This is a genomic window from Lentibacter sp., from assembly GCF_965658795.1.
In the GTDB taxonomy this organism is placed as follows: domain Bacteria; phylum Pseudomonadota; class Alphaproteobacteria; order Rhodobacterales; family Rhodobacteraceae; genus Lentibacter.
In genome coordinates this window covers 195,752-220,224 of the sequence record NZ_CBFHTG010000002.1, presented here as the reverse complement: position 1 = coordinate 220,224, position 24,473 = coordinate 195,752, and the positions used below count along the sequence as shown (strand labels likewise).

Below are 24,473 nucleotides of genomic sequence, written 5' to 3'. Positions count from 1 at the left end.
CGGGCAATTTTCAAGCGTAAGGATGACATTGTTGTGAAAAAGCGCTTGCGGTGAGTCATTTCAGGCGCAGCTTAAAATTGGGTTATAACGTGCCAAAAATTTAGGGCGCGATGCCGCGTAGGCGACCTTGCTTTGTGGGGCGCGGTTCCCTGAGCTGCCTTAAAACTGAGTGCATCCTTATTTGGCGCAGGGGCCTAGCTTACCCAAGTGCTCTCGCCAAGACTGATCTTGGCGAGAGTTTCTTATTGGGGCTTTGCCTTAGCTATCCTGTTCCGCCAAGAAGCGTTCGGCCTCCAGAGCGGCCATGCAACCCATGCCCGCGGATGTGACGGCTTGGCGATATTTGTGATCTGTCAGGTCACCTGCGGCGAAAACACCAGGAATAGAGGTTTCTGTGCTATCTGGTTTGGTGACAACATACCCGCCCATGTGTGTTTCGAGCACATCTTTGACCAGCTCATTCGCTGGCGCGTGACCAATCGCGATGAATACGCCTTTACACGGTATATCCGTGATTTCGCCCGTCTTCGTGTGTTTGACCTTTACGCCTTCGACACCCAAGGGGCTCTCGGTTCCATAGACTTCGTCGATCTCGTGAAACCAGAGCGTCTCGATTTTTGGGTTATTGAGCAGACGGTTCTCGAGGATCTTTTCTGAGCGCAGTTCGTCGCGGCGGTGGACGAGGGTGACTTTGGACGCGAAATTCGTGAGGAACAACGCTTCCTCAACTGCGGTATTGCCACCACCGACAACAACAATCTCTTGGCCGCGATAAAAGAAACCATCGCAAGTTGCGCAGGCAGAGACACCAAAGCCTTTGAACTTTTCTTCTGTTGGCAAGCCGAGCCATTTGGCACGCGCACCCGTGGCAAGGATGACCGCGTCACAGGTGTAAAGCGTACCGCTGTCGCCCGTTGCCTTGAAGGGGCGCTCTGACAGGTCGAGATCGGTGATGATATCACCGATGATCTCTGTGCCCATCGCTTTTGCGTGAGCTTCCATGCGGATCATCAGGTCCGGGCCTTGGACATCTGTGTCGCCAGGCCAGTTCTCAACTTCGGTCGTTGTGGTGAGCTGCCCGCCCGGCTCAATGCCTTGGACCAGAATTGGCTCGAGCATCGCACGGGAGGCATAGACGCCTGCTGTGTAGCCCGCAGGGCCAGAGCCGATGATCAGAACTTTGGTGTGCCGTGTGTCAGCCATGCGTTGGGCTCCCGTTTTCTTGAGTATATCTGTTGCTTAAGGATATAGCCGTGTCGTCTTGGGAAGAAAAGAGGGGCAGGCTTTTGCCGAATGGAACCGTATTTCTGAATATACTTTAGTTTTCTTGCGTCTCGTTGAAACATTGTTGCGCTCAGGCGGGGTGGTGATATAACAATCTCCTCAATCAAGAAGGAAGAGATCATGCCACAGACGCGGCTGGATGAGATTGATCGCAAGATTCTGGCTGAACTACAGTCAGATGGGCGTATGACGAATGTTGAGCTTGCAAAACGAGTGGGTATTTCTGCTCCACCGTGTCTGCGCCGCGTTCGGACACTCGAAGAGGCTGGCTTCATCCGTGGATACCATGCGGAGGTTAACCCACGCGAGCTTGGCTTTGAAGTGCAGGTTTTTGCCATGGTCGGGCTCATGAGCCAAGCCGAGGTCGACTTGTCGGCCTTTGAGGCGCGCTGCCGTGCTTGGCCGCTCGTTCGCGAGTGCCACATGCTGAATGGAGAAGTTGATTTCATCCTGAAATGCGTGGCGCCTGATCTTTCCACCTTCCAGAGCTTTTTGACGGAAGATCTGACGTCTGCAGAAAATGTCGCGAGCGTGAAGACATCGCTGGTTATTCGCGGTGCGAAAGACGAGCCAGGCGTGCCCTTTGATGTGCTTGAAGCCAGGCTCGCAAAACAAGCCTAAGAGGTGACCCGGTTTCTACTCCCTTGGCTCTAATGTAGGTCTAAGCGAAAGGGTCTTCGGGGTATTTTACGTTTTGTAAATAAAGACCATGAGGCGGACAGACCGGGCCACATGCGGCTCTGTCACGCGCAGCGAGGGCTGTGGTGATATCTTCTGGTGCCCATGACCCCGCGCCCACGCGCTCGAGCGTGCCAACGATTGAACGCACCTGATTGTGCAAAAATGAGCGCGCTCTCAGGTAGAAGTGATATTCAATTCCGGCTGCAATCGGGTGAGCGGAAATGGTTATTTCATCCAGTGTTTTGACCGGGCTTGCGGCTTGGCAAATCGTTGAGCGGAATGTCGTGAAGTCGTGCTTGCCGACCAGCAGTGCCGCACCTTGGCGCATGGCTTCAAGGCTCAGCGTATTCTTGACCTGCCAAACAGAGCCTTGGTCATGTATTATAGGCGCGCGCCTTGCGCAAAGCCGAAAGAAGTAATGCCGCTCAATGGCGCCAAAACGGGCATGCCAATCATCAGGAACAATAGCGCAGCCGACAATCGCGATAGGAGAAGGGCGCAGGTGGTAGTTTAGCGCTTCTGAGAGCCGAAAGGTGCTCCAGTCACGTTCCATGTCTGCGTGCGCAACTTGGCCCAAGGCATGAACGCCTGCATCAGTACGGCCCGCGGCTGCAATCTGGTGCACGCGAGGCTCGATTTTTGCCAAAGCGGCCTCAATCGTGCCCTGCACGGTTGTTTCTTCTTTTTGGCGTTGCCAGCCCGAAAAGGGTGCGCCGTTGTATTCGATTTTTAGAGCATATCTGGGCATATGCCGGCTTTAGCGTGCAGAGCTCTCTGCAGCAAGCGGGGAAGTTTGTCAGCAAGCTCCCCTCTGGCAAGCTGGGACAAGGAAGACTATCTTGTGAAGAGGCAGGTCAGAGGGAGCCGTGGCATTGATCAGTGAGTTGGCCGATAGTATCACGCGGCAGGTTGAAAACCTGACAGGGACGGTTTCAGAGGCGTTTCTCGAGCCTGTGATCCGTGTGGGGGTGACGGGGCTTGCGCGGGCCGGTAAGACGGTTTTCATTACGTCTCTTGTTGCCAATCTGCTTGATCGAGGCCGCATGGGCGGGCTTGGTGCACAGGCGCAAGGGCGCATAGAAGCAGCCTATTTGCAGCCTCAGCCCGATGACACGGTGGCGCGCTTTGCTTTTGAAGACCATTTGGGCGCACTGACAGGGCCCAGCCCACATTGGCCGAGCTCCACGCGCGCGGTCAGTGAGTTACGGCTCTCTCTCAGGGTGCAGCCACGGGGGCTTTTGGCTGGGTTGTCAGGGCCTCGCATTGTTCACATAGATATTGTGGATTACCCAGGTGAGTGGCTTTTGGACCTCGGCTTGATGAGCAAAAGCTATGCAGACTGGTCTTCTGAGGTCATTGAACGGCTTGCGACACGGCAGGAGGCTGCTGATTTTCTGGCGCTTGCAAACGCCACCGACGGAGCTGGCAGTCTGGAGGAGGCTCATGCGCAGGCTTTGGCTGCTGCTTTTACTGCTTATCTCACTCAGGCGCGCAATGCCGGGTACTATGACTGCACGCCTGGTCGTTTTTTGCTGCCAGGAGAGTTGGCGGGCTCGCCTGTGCTAACGTTTGCGCCTTTGGCCCCTGTTGGGGGCGCTGCGCGGCGCAGCCTTTGGCGCGAGATGGAGCGGCGCTTTGAGGCCTACAAAGCCAAGGTTGTTGTGCCGTTTTTTCGCGAGCATTTTGCTAAGATTGATAGGCAGGTGGTGCTTTTGGACGCGCTGGGGGCCATTCATAAGGGGCCGCAAGCTGTTGAGGACATGCGCCGCGCGATGAGTGACATTTTGTTGGCTTTCAAGCCTGGCCAGAATGCTTTTTTGAGGCGTCTTGTTCATGGGCGGAGGGTGGAGAAGATCTTGTTTGCGGCCACAAAGGCCGACCATCTGCATCATGAACAGCACGCTGCGCTGACCGGGATTGTCGAGGCGATGGTGCGTAAAGCGTCCGACCGCGCGCGTTTTGCGGGGGCAGACGTGCGCGCGATGTCTGTCGCTGCACTTAGGGCGACTGTCGAAGACGAGATGGAGCATGAGGGTGAGATGCTGAAACTTGTGCGCGGAAAACTGCTTGATGACGGGCGTCAAGCGGCCTTTTATGCGGGTGATTTGCCGCGCGATCCCAACCAACTTTTGCAGCCGGCCCGTGATGGGGCAGTGCGCTGGCTTGATCAGGATTATCAGATCATGAGTTTTGCGCCCTCGGTGTTAGACCTTGCGCGGGGTGACGGGCCACCACACATCCGGATGGATCGCGCCGCGGAGTTTCTGATCGGGGATCGTTTATGAGCGTGGCACGGGCACGGATATGGCATTTGCCCGCCTTGCTGGGCATTCTTTGGGCCACTACGCGCGCCAACGGGCCTGTGGCGCGTGCGCGCTACGAAGATGCGGTCGCGCTTGGCAAGCTTGTCTTGCAAGGCAAGGTCTTGTTCTGGCGAAAGCAGGCGGGTGTGAGAGCCTTTCTTGCACGCGACGGCATGCGCTTACACGCGCTTTATGCGTGCCCTAAGTGGCGCCGGCAGGGCGCGGGGGCGGCTCTTTTGACTGCGGCACAAGCTGAAATCGAGCGTCTGGAGCTTTATACGGCCGAAGCCAATGATGGCGCGAGACAGTTCTACGCGCGCCACGGCTTTCGCGAGGTGCGGCGAGGGTTTGGCGCGGGCAATGACGAAGGCGTGCCAGACATTTTCATGACATGGGAGCGGTGCGTGCGATGACTAGGGACAGCACAGGCAAGCGGCCCGTTCTGATTGAGCTGGGTGCGGCAGAGGCGGCCAAGCCTGCTGACGCGCCTGCCGTACCAGATCTATCAGATCTGCCTGCCACGGGCGAGGCGATGGGCGCTGCCATGCGGTTTGCTTCGCGGCGGCCCTCGCGGGTGGCCAGATGGTTCTGGTCTTTGGTCGGGGCGCTTCTGGTTGCGATTGTCTCTGTTGCCGCTTGGGATTTTGCTGTGAGCATGATCGCGCGCGTGCCCGTCTTGGGCTACGCTGTTGTTGGGCTGATGGGTGGCCTTGTTGCGCTGTTACTCGTTATGGCGCTACGCGAGCTGGCAGCCTTTGGGCGGCTCAAGCGGCTGGACAGTATTCGTCAAGCCAGTGCTGCGGCTGTTGCGACAGCTTCGCTATCAGAGGCGCGGGGAGCCATGGGGCAACTGCTGCGGCTGTATAAAGGGCGTAGTGAAATGGATTGGGCCCTTGCACGTTATGTGGAGCGCGCCGGGGAACCTCTCGATGCAGATGCGCTTTTGGCGTTGGGCGAGCGGGAGCTGTTGCAGCCTTTGGATGCGCTTGCATTGGGCGAGGTGGAGGCAGCAGCAAGGCAGGTGGCGACAGTTACAGCCCTTGTGCCTTTGGCTTTGGCCGATGTTGCGGCGGCCCTGACAGCGAACTTGCGGATGATCCGCCGTATTGCCGAAGTCTATGGTGGACGCTCTGGTGCGCTGGGAAATTGGCGTTTGCTCAAGGCTGTGATGACGCACCTTGTGGCCACGGGGGCCGTGGCTGTGGGGGATGATATGATCAGCTCGCTTGCTGGTGGAGGCGTCATCGCCAAGCTCTCTCGCCGCTTTGGTGAGGGGGTGATCAACGGTGCCTTGACTGCGCGGGTCGGCATAGCGGCGATGGACGTGTGCCGCCCTCTGCCCTTTGTATCGGTGCCGCGCCCCTCTGTTTCCGCCACTGTGGGCCGCGCGCTCAAAGGGGTGTTTGGCGCGGGCAAGGGCAAAAGCTGACGCTTGTTTTGCCGCTTTGGAGCGCTTATCGTCATTTTTAGGTAATTTGTTTAGGTGTTTGTGCCATGGATGGTCTGCTTTTTCTTGTGGCAATTATATTTGTGGGCCTCGTTCTGCTCGGGATCCCTGTGGCGCTGGTCCGGCTGAGTGTACTGCAGCGCCAGCTCAATGAGCTGAGAAAGGATCATGGGCTGTTTGCTCAAGAGTTGCGCGATATGAAGCGGCAAGCCGAAGAGCTTGACACAACTCAGCCCAAAAAGCGCAAAACGGTCAAGCTGACGCAAACCGATCCCGAGCCTGGCTCTGGTTCTGAGCGAGCGAGTCACAACGCAGCCATACAGGTGGCTGCGGCCGTGGCCACAGAAAGCAAAGACGCACGAACCAGTGTACCTGCCGTCGCGCGCGAGCCTGCGCCACGCCCCCCAGAGCCGCCGCAGGCTTTTGTCTTTACAGAGAAGAAATTTGATCAGCTGCTGACTTGGCTCAAGGTGAACTGGGTTCTGGCAATTGCAGCGGCCTCGCTGGCCTTAGCGGGGCTGTTTATGGTGCAATACGGTATTGAGAACGGTGTTCTAAGCCCGTTTTGGAGGGTTATGGCTGCGCTTGGGTTTGGTGGCGCTCTGGTTGCTGCAGGCGAGAGAGTGCGCCGCCGATATGGCGACGAGGACGAGCCGTTGATGCGGCACATGCCTTCGGTACTGTCTGGCGCGGGTGTCGCCACGCTGTTTGCTGCGGTTTTGTCTGCACGTCTCATGTATGGGCTGATTGGCAACAATACAGCGCTGATCGGGCTTGTGGCTGTCTCAGGGTTTGCCATGGTGATAGGCTGGTTTTACGGCCCGGTTCTGGCGGCAATTGGTATTATTGGGGCGATGGTAGCGCCCTTTGCCCTCAGTACGGGAGCCGGTGCGCCGCCTGAGCTGTACTACTACTTTGTACTGGTGATCTTGATGGCGCTGGGCATTGACACGGTGAAGCGTTGGGCGTGGATATCGGTGTTGGGGCTTGTGCTCGGATCGGCCGCGATCTGGCTTTTGTTTCTGGCGGAAACAGGCGTTTTTGCCTTTGCGGCCTCTATGTTTGTCGTGAGCTTGGGTACGCTTGTTATACCTGTTCGTAGCCTTATACCAAACCATGGCGGCGCAGCGTTGAGTGAGACCGCAGGCTTTGGATTGCGCAAGTTTCCCGAATTTCCTACGCGGCTTATGGGCGGTGTAATGATCATGGTGACGTTAGCGGCCCTGATGATCTGGGTGGGCGCTGCAGTGCCGGCTGAGGCATGGCTTGGTCTTGGGATGTTGCTGGCTTTGCTGGTGTTGATCGTGATCTGGGCGGAGCCAGCGCGTGCGCTTTATGACCAAGCCGCTTTTCCGGCAGCAGGGCTTTTGCTCGGTCTTCTGATTGAAGGGATGAACACTGGCCCTTTGGCGCGCGCTATGCTCGCAAGTGTGACGCGTGACCCTGAGGTGGCGGCGCCCAGTGTGGCATGGATGGCTTACAGCATTGTTGCTGCGGGTGCGTTTATCTCACTGGCGGGCTTCTGGCGCATGACACGGGCAGCGCGCAGTGGTGAGAGCGGTGCGGATGCGGCGCTTACATGGGCGTTGGGGGCAGCGGTGTTCGCACCTGCGGTCTATCTCGTTTTAGAGTTTGTCTGGCCCGTCAAAAACATAATCGGAGCCTATCCTTGGGCTCTATGCGCTATTCTACTGGCAGGCTTTATGACGCTTTTGGCGGAGCGCTGTGCAAAGGCGGGGGATGCGGATGGTATACGCGTGGCGCGTACCGGGCTGTTTGCACTGGCGGCTCTCACGCTGATTTCTATGGCGCTTTTCCTGATATTGACCAAAACGGCTCTTTCGCTGGCTTTGGCCGCGATGGTTACGCTGATTATCTTGGCAGATCGCAAGTTTGAGCTGCCACTTTTAGGCTGGTTTGTGCAGCTCGGGGTGGCAGTGATTACCTATCGGCTTGTGGCCGACCCTGGTATCGTTTGGGCTCTGGATGATGCCAGTGCAATTGACGCTTTTGTGGCCTATGTGGGCGTGCTTATTCTGCTTTCTGTGGCATGGTGGTTTACTGGAGCTGAGCCAGTGCGCATGCCAGCTAAAGTGGCGATAGAATCTGCCATTTGGCTGATTGCGCTTGTGGGCATAGCTGTGGCGCTCATGCGTGTGTTTGAGGGCGATTTGTTTAGCCACTGGGGGCTAGGCCTTTGGGCTGTGATCTGGGGCGCTGCGTGTTTGGCGCAAGTTTACCGCCTTAGCTCCACACGCTATGCACTCCAGATTGCTATGCGCTATGTTCTGATGTTGCTCTTTGGTGGCGCAACTGTGCTGAGCCTTGCGGCGCAATTTGTGCTGGCCAACCCGCTCTTTGGAGGTTTCTTTTCGCGCGAGTTAGTGTTTGGACCTTACATCTTTGACAGCCTGATGGTGGCCTATCTGCCTGTTGCAGGCCTGTTTGCCTTTGCCGCGTGGAAGTTGGCCAAGCATGAAATTATGCAGCAGGCGGGCTATGCTTTAGCCGCTGTCTACGGGGCGATATATGGTGTCTTTGAAACACGACGTTTGTTTCGAGGCGATGACCTTTCGGTGCGCGGCGTTACGGATGGAGAGCTATATGCCTATACGCTCTTGATGTTGGTGACATCTGTTGCCCTGCTGCTTTTGGCATACAAGCGACGCTCGGTAAGCCTGCGTAAGGTGGCCATGGCAGGTGTTGGGCTGACGATTGCCAAGGTCTTTCTCGTGGATATGTCTGGGCTGTCAGGGCTAACGCGGGTCTTCTCGTTTATGGGGCTGGGGCTGGCTTTGCTGGGGCTGACCTGGATCAACCGCAAGCTTTCGGACGGCTGGGACGACAGCGCCCCCGATGGGGTAGAACCGCCTGATGAGCGGAACGATGAAACTATTGTTGCAAAGGCTTCTGAGCCAGAGTCTGAGGCCAAACCAACACCACAGCCGAAACGTAAGGCGAAGCCCGTTAGGCCGAAAGCGAGCGATCCTGATTAGGTCAAGATCGGCACGGAACCTTTCGGGGCGTCGCGCTGCTCAATACCTAGGCGCAACCCACGGCCTATACGGTGTGCCAGCGCGGAGAAGGCGGCAGCGGGCGCGTCTTCGAGTGTTTCGCTCAGCACTTCGTCAAACAGGCCGAGCCAGATTTCGAAGTGATGCGCGCGCATTTCGTGCACCCCCATATGGGTCATCATCGGGTTGCCTGAATAGCTGTCTTCATGAAGGATCGCTTTTTTCCAGAAGCCGCCGATTTTTGCCTCGTGCTCGGGCCAGTGTGAGATATGGGCGGCGAAGATAGGCCCTATGACCTCATGCGCGCGGATAGCCGCGTAAAAGCGCGCCATGACCAAGTCGATATCTGAGGCTGTGATCATGAAGCGGGGGGCGAGCGAGGACATGGCGGACCTGTAGGTTGTTCGGGCGTATGGTCTGCCTGTTGCCGAGCAGATGCGAGGGGGCAGATTGTCGCTCTGGACGCGCGCGCAGGAGCGGCCTATAACGCAGCTTATGACACGGCCAGACCTGATCATTATACGAATTATTTGCCCGACGCTCTGAAGAAGAGCTGTCGGGAAAAGGCGCTTGGGGAGCCCACGCCGCAGAAGCATACAACCCTGAAATCTGATCCGAAGGACGCCAAATATGTGCGCCGATACGCCCGACTATAAAGACACGCTGAACCTGCCTGAAACCGACTTCCCGATGCGCGCGGGATTGCCCAACCGTGAGCCGGCCTGGTTGGCGCGTTGGGAGGAAATTGGCGTCTATGACCGCCTGCGGGAGAAAGAGGGACGCGAACCTTTTATTTTGCATGATGGCCCTCCTTATGCGAACGGGCATTTGCACATTGGCCACGCGCTCAACAAGACGATCAAAGATATGATCGTGCGCTCACATCAAATGATGGGCCATGATGCCCGCTATGTACCAGGGTGGGACTGTCACGGGCTGCCGATCGAGTGGAAGATCGAGGAACAGTATCGCAAGAAGGGCAAGAACAAGGACGATGTGAACATCGTTGATTTCCGTCAGGAGTGCCGCAAGTTTGCCGAGGGCTGGGTCGACATCCAGCGCGGCGAGTTCAAGCGGCTTGGCGTCACAGGCAACTGGGCGGACCCTTATCTGACGATGGATTATCATGCTGAACGCGTGATTGCGGAAGAGTTCATGAAGTTTCTTATGAACGGCACGCTCTATCAGGGTAGCAAGCCTGTGATGTGGAGCCCCATGGAGCAGACCGCCTTGGCGGAGGCCGAAGTGGAGTATCACGACAAGGAGAGCTTTACTGTTTGGGTGAAGTTTGAAGTTGTTAACGGCTCGGAGCTGGATGGCGCAAAGGTTGTTATCTGGACGACGACCCCCTGGACACTCCCAAGCAACAAAGCTGTGGTCTATGGTGCGGGGATTTATTACGGGCTGTATGAAGTAATTTCTACGCCAGAAGAGTGCTGGGCCAATGTGGGCGACAGGTATCTTCTGGCTGACAATCTTGCGGCAGATGTCTTTGCCAAGGCGCGGCTTGAGGGCGGCATGTGGACCCGTGTGCGCGATGTGCCGAGTGAAGAGCTTGCAGGCCTGAGCTTGAAACACCCGCTCCATGGTGCAGAGGGTGGCAATGGTGAGTGGGACGATCTGCGCGATTTCCGTGCGGCGGAGTTTGTGACCGACACCGAGGGCACGGGGTTTGTACACTGTGCGCCGTCTCACGGGATGGAAGAATTCGAGCTTTACCGTGACTTGGGGATGCTGGAGCAGGTGCTCACTTATAACGTTATGGATGACGGGGGCTTTCGCGCCGATCTGCCGTTTTTTGGCGGCAAGTATATCCTCAGCCGCAAGGGGGGCGAGGGCGATGCAAATACCGCGATCATCAACAAGCTTGTCGAAGTTGGCGGGCTGTTGGCGCGTGGAAAGATCAAACATAGCTATCCGCATTCGTGGCGTTCTAAAGCGCCGATCATCTTCCGCAACACGCCGCAGTGGTTTGCCAGCGTTGACCGTGCAGTGGGCGACGGGCAGGACGAGATGGGTAAGAGCATTCGCGAGCGGGCTTTGAACTCGATTGACCAGCTGGTTAAATGGACGCCGCAAACTGGGCGCAACAGGCTTTACAGCATGATCGAGGCGCGGCCTGATTGGGTTTTGTCCCGTCAGCGCGCTTGGGGCGTTCCGCTCACATGCTTTACGCGCGTAGGCAAGCTGCCGACGGACGAAGGCTTCCTTCTGCGCGACCCTGAGGTCAATGCGCGGATTGCCGAAGCGTTTGAGGCCGAAGGCGCGGATTGCTGGTATGTTGACGGTGCGAAAGAGCGCTTCCTCGGCGAAGGCTACAATGCGGATGAATGGGAGCAAGTCTTTGACGTGCTGGATGTATGGTTTGACTCTGGCTCGACGCACGCCTTTGTCTTGCGCGACCGCGAAGATGGCGCGCCTGATGGCATTGCAGACGTTTACATGGAAGGGACCGACCAGCATCGTGGCTGGTTCCACTCGTCGCTTCTACAGGCTTGCGGCACGCTTGGGCGCGCACCTTACCGCAATGTGGTAACGCACGGGTTTACGCTAGATGAGAAGGGCATGAAGATGTCCAAATCTATCGGCAACACCATCGTGCCTGAAGAGATCATCAAGCAATATGGGGCAGATATTCTGCGACTTTGGGTGGCGCAGACGGATTACACCGCTGACCAGCGCATTGGCCCGGAGATCCTGAAAGGGGTAGCGGACAGCTACCGTCGCTTGCGCAACACTATGCGCTATATGCTTGGGGCGCTTTCGCACTTCAAAGAGGAAGAGCGGGTGGACGTGGCCGAGATGCCGGAGCTTGAGCGCTATGTGCTGCACCGTTTGGCAGAGCTTGATCAACAGGTGAAGGCTGGATACCGCGCCTTTGATTTCCAAGGTGTATTTTCTGCGGTCTTCAACTTTTGCACGGTCGAGCTTTCAGCGTTTTACTTCGATATCCGTAAAGATGCTTTGTATTGCGACGGTGATACGCTGCGCTCGAAAGCTGCCCGCACGGTCATGGACTTGCTCTTTGAACGGCTGACCACATGGCTTGCGCCTGTGCTTGTCTTCACTATGGAAGACGTGTGGCTGTCGCGTTATCCTGACGAGAAGGGCTCCGTGCACTTGCAGGACATGCCCGACACGCCCGCCGACTGGATCGACGAGCCACTGGCGGCTAAGTGGGGACATGTGCGCCGCGCGCGCCGTGTTGTGAACGCAGCACTTGAAGTGCAGCGGGCAGACAAGGTGATCGGGGCGTCTCTCGAAGCCGCGCCGATTGTTTATGTGCGCGATCCCGAGATGCTTGAGGCGCTCAAGTCGGTTCCGTTCAAGGACATTTGCATCACCTCCGGCATGAGCCTGACGGACAACCCGATTTCGGATGAGGCGTTCCGTATGCCCGAGGTTGAGGGCGTTGGCGTTGAGTTTGAAAAGGCCGATGGCGAGAAATGCGAGCGCTGCTGGAAGATCCTGCCCGATGTGGGCACGCATAAGCATGCGGGCACATGCGCGCGGTGTAGCAAGGCGCTTGGGTGATTTGTTGCCGCGCTGAGGGGGCTCACGCGTGAGCCTGACGGTCTTTCTGGCCGTCCTTGGCGCGGCTCTTTTACATGCAAGTTGGAATGCGCTCATCAAGACGGGTGCGAGCAAGATTGCCTCGATGTTTATCCTCACGTTGGTGCAGGGGATTGCGGGGTTTTGCATTGCCATGACACAGCCGTGGCCTGAGGCGCACGTCTGGCTCTGGCTGGCGGCGTCGGGTGTGTTTCATGCGGGGTATAAGTTTTTCCTTGCCTTTGCCTATGAACAGGGCGACTTGAGCCGTGTTTACCCTATCGCGCGGGGTGCAGCTCCTATGATTGTCACGCTTGTTTCTGCTCTTTGGCTGATTGACGTGATCGCGCCGCTTGAATACGGCGCGATTGCTGTGCTGGGCCTTGGGATAGCGCTGATGGCACGTGGGGCTTTCACCAACGGGGAGAGCCGCAAGTTAGTGCCGCTCGCGCTTGGCTCGGCCTGTATGACGGCGGGGTACTCGCTTGTTGACGGGCTCGGCGCGCGCGAGGCGGGCAATGCGGTGATGTATGTCGGCTGGCTTTTTACACTGGATGCGCTGCTGTTTACCCCGCTGATCGTGGCGTTTCGTGGGCGGGCGGCCTTGCGTGCGGGGCCAAAGGACTGGGCCGTGGGCGCGCTGGCGGCGAGCGCGTCTTACGGGGCCTATGCGATAGCCGTCTGGGCGATGACAGTCGCGCCGATTGCTTTGGTTACTGCGCTGCGCGAGACTTCAATCTTGTTTGCGGTGCTGATCGGGTGGATGGTGCTTGGCGAGAGAATGGACCGTGGAAAAGTGCTGGCGGCCTGCTTGATTGTTGGCGGCGTGGTCCTGACACGGCTATGAGGCGCACTGTCTTGACACCCACAGGGCCGATGACGCTTGTCGAAGACAAAAGCGCGCTTGTGGCGAGCGAGTGGGGTGGTGATTTTACCGAGCAGAGCGATGTGCTTGTTGAGGCAGCACGCCAACTTGAAGCTTATTTTTCGGGGCAATTAACGGTGTTTGACTTACCTTTGCAGGTGAATGGTTCACGGTTTCTGCAGGATGTTTGTGGGGTGATAGCTGGGATCCCCTTTGGTGAAACACTCACCTACGGTGATATTTCGCGCGAGCTTGGTGTGCCTGCGCAGGCTGTGGGGCAGGCGTGTGGTAGCAACCCGATCCCTGTGATCATACCCTGCCATCGCGTGCTTGGTGCCAGTGGGCTTGGTGGCTTTTCTGGCGCAGGAGGCATCGAGACAAAAGTTTGGCTTTTGAAACACGAGTGTGCAGGTGGGTTGCTGATTTGAGTGGTCAGGCTGCTTAGCCGTCCGCGCCATAGATCGCTTGCTGCGCCGCACCTGCAATGATCAGGTAGGTCGAGGTGATCATAAGCCCCCAGAATACAACGGGGATGGGATCAAAGCCTTCCCATGCCGCAAATCCAGCAAAGACAGTCCAAGCAAGCGCCATGGGCAGCGATATAATGCGCCAGCGCTCGGTGCGCACAGGGTGGATGAATTTTATCGGTATAAACATTGCGACAGTAAGCACAGCAACGAGCGCAAGACAGACCTGCCAAGGAGGTGTGAGTGCGAAGATTACAAGGATGACCATATTCCAGCACCCGGGAAAACCTGAAAACGAGTTATCAGCCGTTTTCATCCGAGTGTCGGCGAAATACATGGCCGAGCCAAACGTTATAACTATGATGGCAACCCAGCCTGACCAGCCGTCCATAAGGCCGGAGGCATAAAGTGCATAGGCGGGTATGAAGACATAGGTTAGATAGTCGATGATGAGGTCAAGCAGCACTCCGTCAAATTGTGGGGCGTTTACTTTGACGTTATAGTGACGCGCGAGCGGGCCATCTATACCATCGACGGCAAAGGCTACGATGAGCCAGACAAACATCATAGGCCAGTCTGTCTGGATGGCTTCCAGCATGGCAAGCATGGCAAAAACTGCGCCTGTTGCTGTAAGCAGGTGAACGGCTAGGGCTTTAGCTTGAGCTGTCATGAACGGTTACTCGCGGACTTGGGATGGGTTTTTTCGTATACATCAAGCAAGTGCCGGGCATCAACCGCCGTGTAGGCCTGTGTTGTTGAGAGTGAGGCGTGCCCCAAGAGTTCTTGAATAGCGCGGAGGTCGCCGCCGGCTGCCAGCAGATGGGTGGCAAAGCTGTGCCGCATGGCATGGGGCGTGGCAGAAGCAGGCAAGCCAAGCTGCATTCGCGTGGATTGCATCACTTTCTGGATCAGGCGCGGGCTAAGTGCTCCGCCGCGAACACCACGAAAAAGCGGGCCTGTGTCCTCTCTAAAGGGACACAGCTTGAGATAGGCCGCAACGGCCTTGCGCGCGGCGTCGATCACCGGGACGATACGCTCTTTGCCGCCTTTGCCTGTAATGCGAATGACTTGGGGTAGGGGCGTGTCAGCCATTGTGAGGCTTAGGGCTTCGGAAATTCGTAAGCCGCAGCCGTAGAGTAGCGTCACCACAGCGATATCGCGCGCGCCAACCCATGGCTCAGTCGATTGTACCTCGAGCGCGCTGATGAGATCACGTGTGGCTTCTACGGGCAAAGGCCGGGGCAGTTTTGCCTGAAACTTTGGCGCGCGCGCATTTAGAACGGCGGTGGCTTCAAAGCCCTCTCGTTCTCCGAGCCAGCGAAAGAAGCTCTTAACCGACGAGAGCTTGCGTGCGATGGAGCGCGAGGTGAGGTCTTCCCGGCGTAGGCTTGCCATCCAGCTGCGCATATCGGTTATGGTGAGTGCTTTGAGCGCTGAAAGACCGGCTTCACCGCCCGTGTGCTGCGCCACAAACCCAAGAAAGCTCATCACATCGTGGGTATAGGCTGTCAAAGTATTGTTTGACGTGCCTTTAAGGGCGCGCTGCGTTTCAAGCCATGTCTGCACCATATCCGTGAGTGCAGGAGAAACGGGTTTCATGACAACCAGCGTCGCATGGCCCGTTCAAACACGCCAGCAAAAAAGGCCAAAAGATCGGTGCCTTGCTGAGGCGTGAACTGGTGCGGATCCTCTCCGCCCATGAGTAGCATGCCAGGTAAGCGGCCTGCTCCGAAGTCTAGCTTGAGGCAGGCTTCCGAGCGTATCCAGCCTGCGGCTTCGCCGTAGATGGCGGGGCCTTCTTCAAGCTGACGCAGGGTGACTTGTCGTGGCTCGCCGCCATTTCGGCCGGTGCGTAAGTAGTCTTCCACATAGCCCGGCTCAACGACGGTGAGCACATCGCCGAGGCGCTGCACAGCTGGGTCCTGATCGTTCGTAACAGATTCCAGAACGAGTTTAATGCAATCGACCCGTAAGATTTCGGCAACCGGGCCACCAAGGTCTTTTAGGAAAGCTTCAAACTCAACAGGGTCGAGCATGCGCAGAATCGCACGATGTACCTGATTGGTGCCTGCAAGGTTTTCATAAGCCGCAGCAATGACGCTGCGATGGGTATCTTCAAGGCGGTCAAGGCGCGCCTCAAGGCGCTCCATGGCTATGCCACGCAAATCAACAATATTGCCGCCCATCGTACGCTCGTTTGCAGCGATAAGGGCGCGCATGACGTCCTGATCGTCAAGTATAACGTCAGGCTCAGTAATGATTTTTTCGCGCAGAACATCGTCCATGCGGGCCTTGGTGCTCATGAGTGCCTCGTTTATTTTCGCGCCTTATAGCACGGCTCAGAGAATTTTTTGACCAGTTTTTTCCCAATCGGTCATAAAGTCTGCGAGGCCTTTGTCTGTTAGCGGATGATTGGCCATGGATTTTATAACTTTGGGAGGAGCGGTCATCACATCGGCGCCGATGCGGGCGCACTCGAAAGCGTGATTGACTGTGCGGATAGAGGCGGCAAGAATTTCAGTGCCGTAGCCGTAGTTGTCATAGATTGTGCGGATATCGGCAATCAGCTCAAGACCATCAATGTTGATGTCATCCAGGCGACCGATAAAAGGGCTGATAAAGGTCGCGCCAGCTTTGGCAGCCAGAAGAGCCTGATTGGCAGAGAAGCAAAGAGTAACGTTAACCATGAAACCTTCGCTGGACAGTGTATTGCACGCTTTCAAGCCAGCCCAGGTGAGTGGAACTTTTACGGCGATATTCTCGGCAATCGCGGCAAGCTTACGCCCCTCGGCGATCATTGCATCAGCCTCTAAGGCAACCACTTCTGCGCTCACTGGGCCATCGACAAGGTCGGCAATTTCTTTTGTAACTTCAAGGATGTCACGGCCAGACTTTAAGATCAGTGATGGATTGGTTGTCACCCCGTCGACCATGCCAAGGTCGTTCAGTTCGGCTATTTCGTTGATCTCGGCGGTGTCTACAAAGAACTTCATACTGACCTCGGTTGATTGGAATTGTCGCCAGACAGCTTAGCTCATACAAAGGGGGTCTTAAACCCAAAAGCGGAGCGTGCGTGGGCCAGCAAGATTATTTTGACGAAGGCGCTCTTGTGGCTGTGCTCACAACCCAGCCACTCGATCAGACGCTTGACTATAAAGCGCCTGAAGGTGGCGTTCTGCGCGGTGCTTTTGTCGAAGTGCCCTTGGGGCCACGGAAAGTGATTGGCGTCGTTTGGGGGGCAGGGATTGGCGGGTTTGATCTGAAGAAAGCCCGCAGCATTGTGCGGGTGCTCGACGTGGCTCCAATGCGAGAAGAGATGCGTGCTTTTCTTGAGAAGTGTGGAGCTTATACGCTTACCTCCATGCCACAGATGCTGAGGCTTGCAACGCGTGCGCCCGGGCTCAGCAACCCTCCCTCGATGCAAAAAATTTATCGCATAGGACATGATGCGCCCGACCGGATGACAGAAGCACGCCAGCGGGTTTTAGCTGCGCTCGAAGAGTTTGGAGAGCTGGGTTTCACTCAGCGCGAGCTGGCTGAGCAGGCAGGTGTTACGCCGTCGGTTATCAAGGGGCTGGTCAAGCAAGGGGCTGTTCGCGAGGAGGATACGCCACGGGATTTGCCCTTCCAGCGTTTAGACGCTACGCGCGCAGGTAAGGTTCTGACGGAGGAACAAAGAGCGGCTGCTGAAAAGCTTGTGGTGCAACAACAATCAGGCACGTTTGCGCCGACGCTTCTGTGGGGGATCACGGGCTCTGGCAAGACAGAGGTCTACCTTGAGGCCGTGGCTGAAGCTCTGCGACAAGGGCGTCAGGCTTTGGTTCTTTTGCCTGAAATTGCACTTTCCGCCGATTTCATGCGACGCGTTGAGGCGCGCTTTGGTGCGAAGGCCGCAGAGTGGCACTCTGGCGTAACCATGACCGAGCGCCGTCGGGTGTGGAAAATGGTAGGTGAAGGCGGTGCACAGTTAGTGATTGGCGCGCGCTCAGCCCTTTTCCTACCTTTTCAGGATTTGGGGCTGATTGTCGTTGATGAAGAGCATGACACTTCTTACAAACAAGAAGACGGCGCGCTTTATAATGCGCGTGATATGTCTGTGCTGCGGGGCTCTCTATCGAGTGCACAGGTGGTGCTGGCGTCTGCGACACCAAGCCTTGAAAGCTGGGTCAATGCGCAGAGCGGCAAATATGAACTCATCGAGCTCAAAGCGCGCTACGGCGAGGCTGTGCTGCCTGAGCTCCGTACTGTGGATATGCGTCAGGTGAAACTGCCCTCCAACCGCTGGATCTCGCCGCAGCTTGAAAACGCGATCAAGGCGCGAATACTCAAGGGCGAGCAGTCGCTTCTGTTTCTCAACCGCCGTGGGTATGCGCCCGTTACGCTCTGCCGTAAATGTGGTGAACAAATTGCTTGCAGTGAGTGTGATGCACGGATGGTTGAGCATCGCTTCCTTAAGCAGCTTATGTGCCATCAATGTGGGGCGACACGGCCTATACCTGAGGTTTGTCCCGCTTGTGAGGCCGAGGGGACTTTGGCCGTTGTCGGCCCCGGTGTAGAGCGCTTGGCTGAAGAGGCCGGCGCGCGCTTCCCTGACGCGCGTGTCGCTGTGTTAAGCTCGGATCTTTTTGGCTCAGCGCGAGCCCTAAAGGCTCAGATTATGGCGATTGCAGAGGGAGCAGCGGATGTCATTATCGGCACGCAGCTTGTGGCAAAGGGGCATAACTTCCCTCTGCTCACGCTCGTTGGTGTGATTGATGCCGACCTTGGTTTGCAGGGCTCTGATATGCGGGCTGCCGAGCGCACCTTTCAGCAGATGCGGCAGGTCTCGGGCCGTGCCGGGCGCGCTGATAAGCCTGGTGTTGCGATGCTTCAAACCTACCAGCCTGAGCACCCCGTCTTGCGGGCGATCATGTCAGGTGAAGAGCGCCAGTTTTGGCGTGCAGAATCTGACGAGCGCCGCCTGAGCAATATGCCGCCCTTTGGCCGCCTCGCAGGCATTGTGATTAGCGCGCCAAACGAACGAGATGCTTTTGATCTCGGTGAGCATCTTGCGCGGAACGCAACAGCCCTTGAGCGCATTGGTGCCCAGGTCTTTGGCCCTGCGCCAGCGCCAGTCGCGCGGGTAAGGGGGCGTCATCGCGTTCGCTTGCTCATCAAGGCACCGAAAGATGCGCCAATGCAAGCAGCTCTCAAGGCTTGGCTCAAGGGGCTTAAGCTTCCCAATCAGCTCCGCCTTACAGTCGATATAGACCCTCAGAGTTTCTATTAGGCCCGTCGTGCAGGATCGGGTATTCTGCGAAGGTAAGTTCGAAGTCAGCTTATTGTCTGCGCGCCTTTGGCTCCACGTTGATCGACAATTGCGTCCGTTGCCATGGCCCCGATCCACATGCAGAAGAGTGCTAGCCAAGCGGTGCCTGCAAAAATGGATCCGCCTGTGACACCGGCACCGATAGCGCAGCCACCTGCGAGCATGGCTCCAAAGCCCATAAACACTGCACCCGTCATTGAGCGGCGCATGTTGCTTTCGTCGGCAAACCCTTGGAATTTGAACTCTCGGGTGATCAATGCCGCTAAGAGCGATCCAATCACAACGCCTGGTACAAGGCCCACGTCAAACTCCAATACAGAGTTGCGATCCAGAAAGAACATAAGTGTATGTGCTGACGGGCCAGAGAAGGTGGCGCTTTCGATTTGCACAGGGTCAAAGGCAACTTGAGCGAGGTTGTATGTCAGCACCCAACCAAGCGCGACAGAGAAGCCTACACCAGACGCAAAGATGAGTCGCGCTGCACCAATTCGTTCTTTGAAGGAAATGTAGAGCGCGAGAATAGCAAAGGCGAGGCCGACAGCAAAGCCCGAGCCTTGCGGCAGACCTAGGGTAGCGAGCAAATCCATATTGCGCCCTCCTTCCGTGATCCAGAGGCCTGCAAGCTTGTCGCGCAAGGGCGAAAGGACGCCAGAGAGAGACATTTGCGCCACGACAGCAAATACGAGACCCGACACGACGGAGCGTAGGTTGCCGGTGGCCGCCAGCACAAGTAGGCGTCCGGAGCAGCCTCGCGCCAGTACCATGCCAACGCCAAACAGAAGACCTCCGAGAATGGCGCCAGACCAGCTTCCTGGAACGGCCATCATCCGAGCCTCTTGTGTTTGCATCAGTCCAAGAAGTTGAGCGCCCTGCACCCAGACAAGAGCGGTTGAAAATGTCAGAAACCAGACGGCGACCTTGTCTTTCATCATTCCTCGGGCAAACTCGACAGAAGCTGCGCGTAGGCAGAACCGAGAACGTTGTGCCGCGATGCCAAACACAAGGCCTGTTAGCAGGCCAAACAGTGCTGCAGTGGGCGCTTCACCAATCCGTTCGATCAGGGGGATAATGTCCATCGGTCCTCGCTTTCTTTTTTGCAGGTATCTGTAAAAACACATTCATGCTTTGATATGGATCAGGTTTTGAAGAGTTCGGTGCACCACTTCATGAGTGTTTTCACTCTGTGCAAGCTCTGTGAAAAGGTCTAAGCGAAGCTATGGCTCGGATTGTAAAACTTGAAAACGCAGCGGAATTGCCGCTTTGGAGGCGGCCTATTGCACTCTTGTTTCTAATGGCTTTCGCGATGCCGATTGCCTTTGCAACGTGGAGCGCTTTGCTCAACAACTTTGTCATTGAAGTTGGCGGGTTCAACGGTTCGGACAATGGTTGGCTGCACACTGTACGCGAAATTCCAGGTTTTTTGGCTGTGGGTGTTATTGCGATCATTATTTTTGTGCGTGAACAGGTCTTGGGGCTCGTTTCGCTTATCATGTTGGGGGCTGCCACGGCTGTAACGGCTTGGTTCCCCTCGATGGCAGGAATTCTGACGGTTACAATGATTTCCTCGATCGGGTTTCACTACTACGAGACGGTCAACCAATCACTTCAGCTACAATGGCTGAGCAAGGAACGTGCCCCGAAAGTTCTAGGGTATTTGTTGGCAGCGGGCTCTGCTGCGACGCTAATCTGTTATTTGTTTATTGTCGCGCTGTGGGAGCCTTTGGGGCTGACTTACAATATTGTTTATATGATTTCCGGCGGGATCACGGCAGCGCTGGCCGTGTTCTGTCTCCTGGCATATCCACAGTTTGAGGCACCGCATCCGCAGGTAAAGAAGATGATCCTGCGCCGCCGTTATTGGCTCTACTATTGCTTGCAGTTCATGGCTGGTGCGCGACGGCAGATATTTATGGTGTTTGCTGGCTTCATGATGGTCGAGAAATTCGGCTTTGCTGTGCATGAGGTTGCGTCGCTGTATCTCATCAATCTTGCCGTAAATATGTTTGTCGCGCCCATGCTGGGGCATGTGGTGCATCGTTTTGGTGAACGTAATACGCTGTTGTTTGAATACTTTGGTTTGATAGTTGTTTTTCTCGCCTATGGCGGGGTTTATATGTTTGGCTGGGGCGTGCTTCTGGCGGCCACGCTCTATGTCATTGATCATATCTTCTTTGGTCTTGCGCTGGCGCTGAAAACCTACTTTCAGAAAATAGCAGACCCTCGAGACATCGCCCCGACAGCGGCTGTCGCCTTTACGATTAACCACATTGCCGCGGTTGGCTTGCCAGCTTCCCTTGGTTACCTGTGGCTTGTGTCGCCGACATCGGTCTTTATTCTTGCCGCCTGTATGGCTGCGGTGTCCTTTCTGCTGGCACTCCTTATCCCACGCCACCCAGAGCCCGGTAATGAAACCATCTTTTCCAAATATTCTGCGGCGGCACCCGCAGAATAACCCCTCACAGAGGACGACCTTATGACGAGCTATTCGGCATCTACCATGATTGATAACAAGCCTGCTGCCGAGGCGCTGGGTGAAGCCATCGAGCGGATGGAACCCGAGCCTACGGGTGTAGGGGTCTTTGAACTGGAGGATGGCTCCGGCCTGTGGGAGATTGCGGGGTACTTTACCGAACGGCCCGATACAGCCGGGCTGGCGCTTCTTGAGGCTATGTACGAGGTGCAGTTTATTGTTACTGAAATTCCTGAAACTGATTGGGTTGCTAAGGTGAAGCTAGATCTGGCCCCAGTCGCGGCAGGTCGCTTTTTTGTATATGGAAGCCATGATGAAGATAAAGTGCCTGAGGGTGCAGAGCCCTTACTTATCGAGGCTGCTATGGCTTTTGGTACGGGGCATCACGGCACAACCCTTGGGTGTCTTCTGGCGCTAGATCGCCTCGTGGGCGAAGGATTTTCGCCCCGAGCTGTGGCGGATATCGGATGTGGTACGGCAGTGCTGGCCATGGGCGCTGCGAGAATTTGGGACGTACGCATTCTGGCGAGCGATATTGACGAAGTCGCGGTTGAGGTGGCTGAGGCCAATGCGCGGGCCAACGGACTTTATGGGCGCATCGAATGTCTTGAGGCGGCGGGTTTTAGCCATCCTGTTCTGGCCGAGGCTGCACCTTATGATTTGATATTTGCCAATATTCTGAAGGGTCCGCTTGTTGCGCTTTCACCCGAGATCGCAGCGAATCTCACGAAGGGAGGGTATGCGATTCTGTCTGGAATACTGAACGAACAGGCGGAAGAGGTGATTGAGGTTTATGCACAGAATGGAACCAATCTGGTCGAGAGGCAGGTGATTGGTGACTGGAGTACGTTACTACTTATAAAAAGCTGACAAGACGGTGATATTTTTCGTCTATTTTGAGGCAGTTGCCAAATTTTTGCCACATTTGGAGGGCATTTCATTAAGGACTTCGGTGGGGGCACTGGAGTTTGCCATGTCTGCCAACGTGCAAAATTTTGATAAGCGGCTTTCACGCATCGTTCGTAAACACCGCTCAATGAGTGGAGGTTATGACTTCCGTTTGGAGCGTAATGGGTTGATCACGATCAAGCCAAAACGAGCAAAGGGCACGGCGCCATTGTCGGTCCTCTTAAGCGTCCTGCTGGTAGGTGTTTTGTTTAAATCAGTTGTCTTGGCTCATTTTGGGCCAGAAAAATATGCTGCTAAGCTGGAACCAATGCACAATGGTACTGTTGTTGAGCAAGCAGGCGCTTGGCTCATGGAGCCAGGAATCGTGACGGAGTATGTGTCGCAAGCTGTGGTCGGCATCATCCGCTAGTTTCCATCCCTCCAAAGAAAAAGCCGCGCTTCCAATATTGGGCGCGGCTTATTTTTTTAAAAGGGGGAGCTTAACGCTGTGCGTCTGCGATTGCGTCGATGTCCCCGCGGCATAGCCCAATATCTTCGAGCTCACGATCGCTGAGCTGTGAAAGTGCACTCCGAGTGGAACGTGCGTCATTCCAGGCAACAATGGTTGCTGTCAGGTTAACGAAAAATTGGCCAATACGGCCGTTAGAGGCAGCAGCTTGCTGCGCGCGTGTGTACTCGATAGCGGCCATATCCGTATTCCTTTTCTAGAGCTATGGTCAGAGGTCTGATTGGCGGCATTTAGGGTGCAGTTTGCTGCGCTGCAAGTGGTTTTTTCTGCATAAGTCCCATGTATTTTTTGCATACCTCAAATGTTGCGAATAGGCCTTAATTTCATGGTCAAAATCAACAATGCAAACGTCGGTTTTTGGAGCCGAAACGACGCTTTCAGCGCTGAGTTTGCGCAATTGCGCCAAAATCGACATAGTCGGTTAAGGGTTGGCAGATGTTCCCCTTTCGTGCTAGTGGATCAAAAAGGCAACATATTTTAGCAGTGAGGCGGCGGGTTTATGCGTATCTTAGGGATCGACCCTGGCTTGCGAAACATGGGGTGGGGTGTGATCGAGGCAAATGGCCCTAGGCTGAGCTATGTCGCGGCAGGTGTTGTGCATTCCGAAGGCGAGGACTTGGCTGATAGGCTTTGCTCGCTTCATCTTGCCTTAACAGAGGTGTTTAGAGTGTTTTTGCCCGAGACAGCCGCTGTAGAGCATACTTTCGTCAACAAAGACGGCGCAGGCACACTCAAGCTCGGGCAGGCTCGCGGTATCGCGCTGCTCGTACCAGCGCAGTTCGGGCTCCGGGTTGCCGAGTATGCGCCTAACAAAGTTAAGAAGACGGTGGTTGGTGTCGGTCACGCGACCAAAGATCAGATAAAGCACATGGTTAAGATGCAGTTGCCCAGTGCAGATGTCTCCAAGGCTGATGCTGCAGACGCTTTGGCAATTGCCATTTGTCACGCGCATCATCACAAATTCGCTGAGCTGACACTCGCCAAAACAGGAAGTTGAGAGCCGATGATCGGTAAAATTGCGGGACGGGTGGACTACATCGCGGAAGATCATGCGCTTATTGATGTAAGGGGCGTTGGATATTTGGTCTATTGCTCGGATATGACGCTGCGTGCGCTGCCACGCCCGGGAGAGTTTATAGCTTTGTATACCGATTTGTTGGTTCGTGAAGATAATTTGCAACTGTTTGGCTTCACATCCCTTGTTGAGAAAGAATGGCACAGGTTGCTTATGAGTGTGCAAGGCGTCGGCGCGAAAGCATCTTTGGCGATGTTGGGCGCTTTGGGGCCTGATGGTGTGAGCCGAGCGATCGCTTTGGGCGACTGGAACGCAGTGAAAGCAGCCAAAGGAATTGGCCCAAAGACGGCGCAGCGCGTTGTTAACGAGCTCAAGGATAAAGCGCCTGCAATTATGGCACTGGGAGCTGGGCCGATCGCTCAGGGCAACGAAGATACCTCTGTGATCGAAGAGATGAATTCGGGTGGAGCGCCTTCGCCTGTGATTGGTGGGGCAAGTCAATCTGAGGCGCTTTCCGCGCTGACCAATCTTGGCTATGCGCCAAGTGAAGCGGCTGGGGCAATTGCGCAGGCTCAAGAAGACGGTGGTGGTGAGGATACATCGACGCTTATTCGCCAAGCACTGCGCCTGTTGGCGCCGAAAGGGTAGAG

Annotated in this window: 23 protein-coding genes; 14 read left to right on the top strand and 9 right to left on the bottom strand. The window is 56.0% G+C overall.

The window, feature by feature from the left end; genetic code table 11:
• Positions 1–258 precede the first annotated feature (258 nt).
• Positions 259–1,203, bottom strand: coding sequence for a thioredoxin-disulfide reductase (gene trxB, locus ACTG3X_RS02510; protein WP_439109654.1), 945 nt, complete (start codon positions 1,201–1,203; stop codon positions 259–261).
• A gap of 201 nt (positions 1,204–1,404) precedes the next feature.
• Between trxB and ACTG3X_RS02505 the strand changes: the two genes are divergently transcribed.
• Positions 1,405–1,905 (top strand): Lrp/AsnC family transcriptional regulator, encoded by a 501-nt coding sequence (locus ACTG3X_RS02505; RefSeq protein ID WP_439109653.1) that lies wholly within the window; start codon positions 1,405–1,407, stop codon positions 1,903–1,905.
• A gap of 40 nt (positions 1,906–1,945) precedes the next feature.
• Here ACTG3X_RS02505 and truA read toward each other — a convergent pair whose 3' ends face one another.
• Entirely contained in the window at positions 1,946–2,713 is a 768-nt protein-coding gene (gene truA / locus ACTG3X_RS02500) for a tRNA pseudouridine(38-40) synthase TruA (RefSeq protein ID WP_439109652.1), read from the bottom strand.
• Positions 2,714–2,837: 124 nt separating this feature from the next.
• On the opposite strand from truA, the gene ACTG3X_RS02495 reads away from it, so the two are divergent.
• From ACTG3X_RS02495 to ACTG3X_RS02480, 4 genes are all read left to right on the top strand, one after another.
• Positions 2,838–4,250 (top strand): YcjX family protein, encoded by a 1,413-nt coding sequence (locus ACTG3X_RS02495; protein ID WP_439109681.1) that lies wholly within the window; start codon positions 2,838–2,840, stop codon positions 4,248–4,250.
• Positions 4,247–4,681 (top strand): GNAT family N-acetyltransferase, encoded by a 435-nt coding sequence (locus tag ACTG3X_RS02490; RefSeq protein WP_439109651.1) that lies wholly within the window; start codon positions 4,247–4,249, stop codon positions 4,679–4,681. Before ACTG3X_RS02495 ends, ACTG3X_RS02490 begins: the two co-directional genes overlap by 4 nt.
• Positions 4,678–5,697, top strand: coding sequence for a YcjF family protein (locus ACTG3X_RS02485; RefSeq protein WP_439109650.1), 1,020 nt, complete (start codon positions 4,678–4,680; stop codon positions 5,695–5,697). The genes ACTG3X_RS02490 and ACTG3X_RS02485 overlap by 4 nt, the downstream gene beginning before the upstream one ends.
• 65 nt (positions 5,698–5,762) lie before the next feature.
• On the top strand, positions 5,763–8,711 hold the full coding sequence (locus tag ACTG3X_RS02480; protein ID WP_439109649.1) for a DUF2339 domain-containing protein: 2,949 nt from the start codon (positions 5,763–5,765) through the stop codon (positions 8,709–8,711).
• Here ACTG3X_RS02480 and ACTG3X_RS02475 read toward each other — a convergent pair.
• Entirely contained in the window at positions 8,708–9,115 is a 408-nt protein-coding gene (locus ACTG3X_RS02475; protein ID WP_439109648.1) for a group III truncated hemoglobin, read from the bottom strand. The genes ACTG3X_RS02480 and ACTG3X_RS02475 overlap by 4 nt on opposite strands.
• 244 nt (positions 9,116–9,359) lie before the next feature.
• Here ACTG3X_RS02475 and ileS point away from each other — a divergent pair, with 244 nt between their 5' ends.
• The 3 genes from ileS to ACTG3X_RS02460 are packed head-to-tail and all read left to right on the top strand — an operon-like array spanning position 9,360 to position 13,574.
• Entirely contained in the window at positions 9,360–12,263 is a 2,904-nt protein-coding gene (gene ileS / locus ACTG3X_RS02470; RefSeq protein WP_439109647.1) for an isoleucine--tRNA ligase, read from the top strand.
• Between the two features lie 28 nt (positions 12,264–12,291).
• Positions 12,292–13,128 (top strand): EamA family transporter, encoded by an 837-nt coding sequence (locus ACTG3X_RS02465; protein ID WP_439109646.1) that lies wholly within the window; start codon positions 12,292–12,294, stop codon positions 13,126–13,128.
• On the top strand, positions 13,125–13,574 hold the full coding sequence (locus ACTG3X_RS02460; RefSeq protein WP_439109645.1) for a methylated-DNA--[protein]-cysteine S-methyltransferase: 450 nt from the start codon (positions 13,125–13,127) through the stop codon (positions 13,572–13,574). Before ACTG3X_RS02465 ends, ACTG3X_RS02460 begins: the two co-directional genes overlap by 4 nt.
• Positions 13,575–13,587: 13 nt before the next feature.
• On the opposite strand, the gene ACTG3X_RS02455 is transcribed toward ACTG3X_RS02460, so the two are convergent.
• The 4 genes from ACTG3X_RS02455 to fsa are packed head-to-tail and all read right to left on the bottom strand — an operon-like array spanning position 13,588 to position 16,606.
• On the bottom strand, positions 13,588–14,283 hold the full coding sequence (locus ACTG3X_RS02455; protein WP_439109644.1) for a CDP-alcohol phosphatidyltransferase family protein: 696 nt from the start codon (positions 14,281–14,283) through the stop codon (positions 13,588–13,590).
• On the bottom strand, positions 14,280–15,212 hold the full coding sequence (locus ACTG3X_RS02450) for a tyrosine recombinase XerC (protein WP_439109643.1): 933 nt from the start codon (positions 15,210–15,212) through the stop codon (positions 14,280–14,282). The genes ACTG3X_RS02455 and ACTG3X_RS02450 overlap by 4 nt, the downstream gene beginning before the upstream one ends.
• Positions 15,209–15,916, bottom strand: a complete 708-nt coding sequence (locus ACTG3X_RS02445; RefSeq protein WP_439109642.1) for a DUF484 family protein — start codon at positions 15,914–15,916, stop codon at positions 15,209–15,211. Before ACTG3X_RS02445 ends, ACTG3X_RS02450 begins: the two co-directional genes overlap by 4 nt.
• A gap of 36 nt (positions 15,917–15,952) precedes the next feature.
• Positions 15,953–16,606 carry a fructose-6-phosphate aldolase gene (gene fsa, locus ACTG3X_RS02440; RefSeq protein ID WP_439109641.1) on the bottom strand — a complete coding sequence of 218 codons (654 nt, stop codon included), beginning with the start codon at positions 16,604–16,606 and terminating at the stop codon, positions 15,953–15,955.
• An 80-nt stretch (positions 16,607–16,686) separates the two neighbouring features.
• On the opposite strand from fsa, the gene ACTG3X_RS02435 reads away from it, so the two are divergent.
• Positions 16,687–18,882 (top strand): primosomal protein N', encoded by a 2,196-nt coding sequence (locus ACTG3X_RS02435; protein ID WP_439109640.1) that lies wholly within the window; start codon positions 16,687–16,689, stop codon positions 18,880–18,882.
• 44 nt (positions 18,883–18,926) lie between these two features.
• On the opposite strand, the gene ACTG3X_RS02430 is transcribed toward ACTG3X_RS02435, so the two are convergent.
• Positions 18,927–19,997, bottom strand: coding sequence for a YeeE/YedE family protein (locus tag ACTG3X_RS02430; protein WP_439109639.1), 1,071 nt, complete (start codon positions 19,995–19,997; stop codon positions 18,927–18,929).
• Between the two features lie 140 nt (positions 19,998–20,137).
• On the opposite strand from ACTG3X_RS02430, the gene ACTG3X_RS02425 reads away from it, so the two are divergent.
• The 3 genes from ACTG3X_RS02425 (at position 20,138) to ACTG3X_RS02415 (ending at position 22,709) form a co-directional block, all read left to right on the top strand.
• Positions 20,138–21,373 carry an MFS transporter gene (locus ACTG3X_RS02425; RefSeq protein ID WP_439109638.1) on the top strand — a complete coding sequence of 412 codons (1,236 nt, stop codon included), beginning with the start codon at positions 20,138–20,140 and terminating at the stop codon, positions 21,371–21,373.
• 21 nt (positions 21,374–21,394) lie between these two features.
• The gene (locus ACTG3X_RS02420) at positions 21,395–22,261 is read left to right on the top strand and encodes a 50S ribosomal protein L11 methyltransferase (RefSeq protein ID WP_439109637.1); all 867 of its coding nucleotides are present in this window, start codon (positions 21,395–21,397) and stop codon (positions 22,259–22,261) included.
• A 103-nt stretch (positions 22,262–22,364) separates the two neighbouring features.
• Positions 22,365–22,709 (top strand): hypothetical protein, encoded by a 345-nt coding sequence (locus ACTG3X_RS02415; protein WP_439109636.1) that lies wholly within the window; start codon positions 22,365–22,367, stop codon positions 22,707–22,709.
• Between the two features lie 70 nt (positions 22,710–22,779).
• Here the strand turns inward: ACTG3X_RS02415 and ACTG3X_RS02410 are convergent, their stop codons facing one another.
• Positions 22,780–22,989, bottom strand: a complete 210-nt coding sequence (locus ACTG3X_RS02410; protein WP_439109635.1) for a DUF1127 domain-containing protein — start codon at positions 22,987–22,989, stop codon at positions 22,780–22,782.
• A 318-nt stretch (positions 22,990–23,307) separates the two neighbouring features.
• Between ACTG3X_RS02410 and ruvC the strand changes: the two genes are divergently transcribed.
• Both ruvC and ruvA read left to right on the top strand, forming a co-directional pair.
• Entirely contained in the window at positions 23,308–23,805 is a 498-nt protein-coding gene (gene ruvC, locus ACTG3X_RS02405; RefSeq protein WP_439109634.1) for a crossover junction endodeoxyribonuclease RuvC, read from the top strand.
• Between the two features lie 6 nt (positions 23,806–23,811).
• Positions 23,812–24,471: a Holliday junction branch migration protein RuvA gene (gene ruvA, locus ACTG3X_RS02400; RefSeq protein ID WP_439109633.1), complete on the top strand. Its 660-nt coding sequence runs from the start codon at positions 23,812–23,814 to the stop codon at positions 24,469–24,471.
• The last annotated feature ends 2 nt before the right edge of the window (positions 24,472–24,473 follow it).

What these genes read in the sequence shown, in the direction of transcription:
- ACTG3X_RS02425 (WP_439109638.1), top strand. Translation starts at nt 20,138, where the DNA reads ATGGCTCGGATTGTAAAACTTGAAAACGCAGCGGAATTGCCGCTTTGG.
- ACTG3X_RS02450 (WP_439109643.1), bottom strand. Translation starts at nt 15,212, where the DNA reads ATGAAACCCGTTTCTCCTGCACTCACGGATATGGTGCAGACATGGCTT.
- ACTG3X_RS02455 (WP_439109644.1), bottom strand. Translation starts at nt 14,283, where the DNA reads ATGACAGCTCAAGCTAAAGCCCTAGCCGTTCACCTGCTTACAGCAACA.
- ACTG3X_RS02475 (WP_439109648.1), bottom strand. Translation starts at nt 9,115, where the DNA reads ATGTCCTCGCTCGCCCCCCGCTTCATGATCACAGCCTCAGATATCGAC.
- ACTG3X_RS02430 (WP_439109639.1), bottom strand. Translation starts at nt 19,997, where the DNA reads ATGGACATTATCCCCCTGATCGAACGGATTGGTGAAGCGCCCACTGCA.
- ACTG3X_RS02460 (WP_439109645.1), top strand. Translation starts at nt 13,125, where the DNA reads ATGAGGCGCACTGTCTTGACACCCACAGGGCCGATGACGCTTGTCGAA.
- ACTG3X_RS02485 (WP_439109650.1), top strand. Translation starts at nt 4,678, where the DNA reads ATGACTAGGGACAGCACAGGCAAGCGGCCCGTTCTGATTGAGCTGGGT.
- ACTG3X_RS02445 (WP_439109642.1), bottom strand. Translation starts at nt 15,916, where the DNA reads ATGAGCACCAAGGCCCGCATGGACGATGTTCTGCGCGAAAAAATCATT.
- fsa (WP_439109641.1), bottom strand. Translation starts at nt 16,606, where the DNA reads ATGAAGTTCTTTGTAGACACCGCCGAGATCAACGAAATAGCCGAACTG.
- ACTG3X_RS02490 (WP_439109651.1), top strand. Translation starts at nt 4,247, where the DNA reads ATGAGCGTGGCACGGGCACGGATATGGCATTTGCCCGCCTTGCTGGGC.
- ACTG3X_RS02415 (WP_439109636.1), top strand. Translation starts at nt 22,365, where the DNA reads ATGTCTGCCAACGTGCAAAATTTTGATAAGCGGCTTTCACGCATCGTT.
- ACTG3X_RS02420 (WP_439109637.1), top strand. Translation starts at nt 21,395, where the DNA reads ATGACGAGCTATTCGGCATCTACCATGATTGATAACAAGCCTGCTGCC.
- ACTG3X_RS02410 (WP_439109635.1), bottom strand. Translation starts at nt 22,989, where the DNA reads ATGGCCGCTATCGAGTACACACGCGCGCAGCAAGCTGCTGCCTCTAAC.
- ACTG3X_RS02480 (WP_439109649.1), top strand. Translation starts at nt 5,763, where the DNA reads ATGGATGGTCTGCTTTTTCTTGTGGCAATTATATTTGTGGGCCTCGTT.
- truA (WP_439109652.1), bottom strand. Translation starts at nt 2,713, where the DNA reads ATGCCCAGATATGCTCTAAAAATCGAATACAACGGCGCACCCTTTTCG.
- ruvA (WP_439109633.1), top strand. Translation starts at nt 23,812, where the DNA reads ATGATCGGTAAAATTGCGGGACGGGTGGACTACATCGCGGAAGATCAT.
- ileS (WP_439109647.1), top strand. Translation starts at nt 9,360, where the DNA reads ATGTGCGCCGATACGCCCGACTATAAAGACACGCTGAACCTGCCTGAA.
- ACTG3X_RS02505 (WP_439109653.1), top strand. Translation starts at nt 1,405, where the DNA reads ATGCCACAGACGCGGCTGGATGAGATTGATCGCAAGATTCTGGCTGAA.
- trxB (WP_439109654.1), bottom strand. Translation starts at nt 1,203, where the DNA reads ATGGCTGACACACGGCACACCAAAGTTCTGATCATCGGCTCTGGCCCT.
- ruvC (WP_439109634.1), top strand. Translation starts at nt 23,308, where the DNA reads ATGCGTATCTTAGGGATCGACCCTGGCTTGCGAAACATGGGGTGGGGT.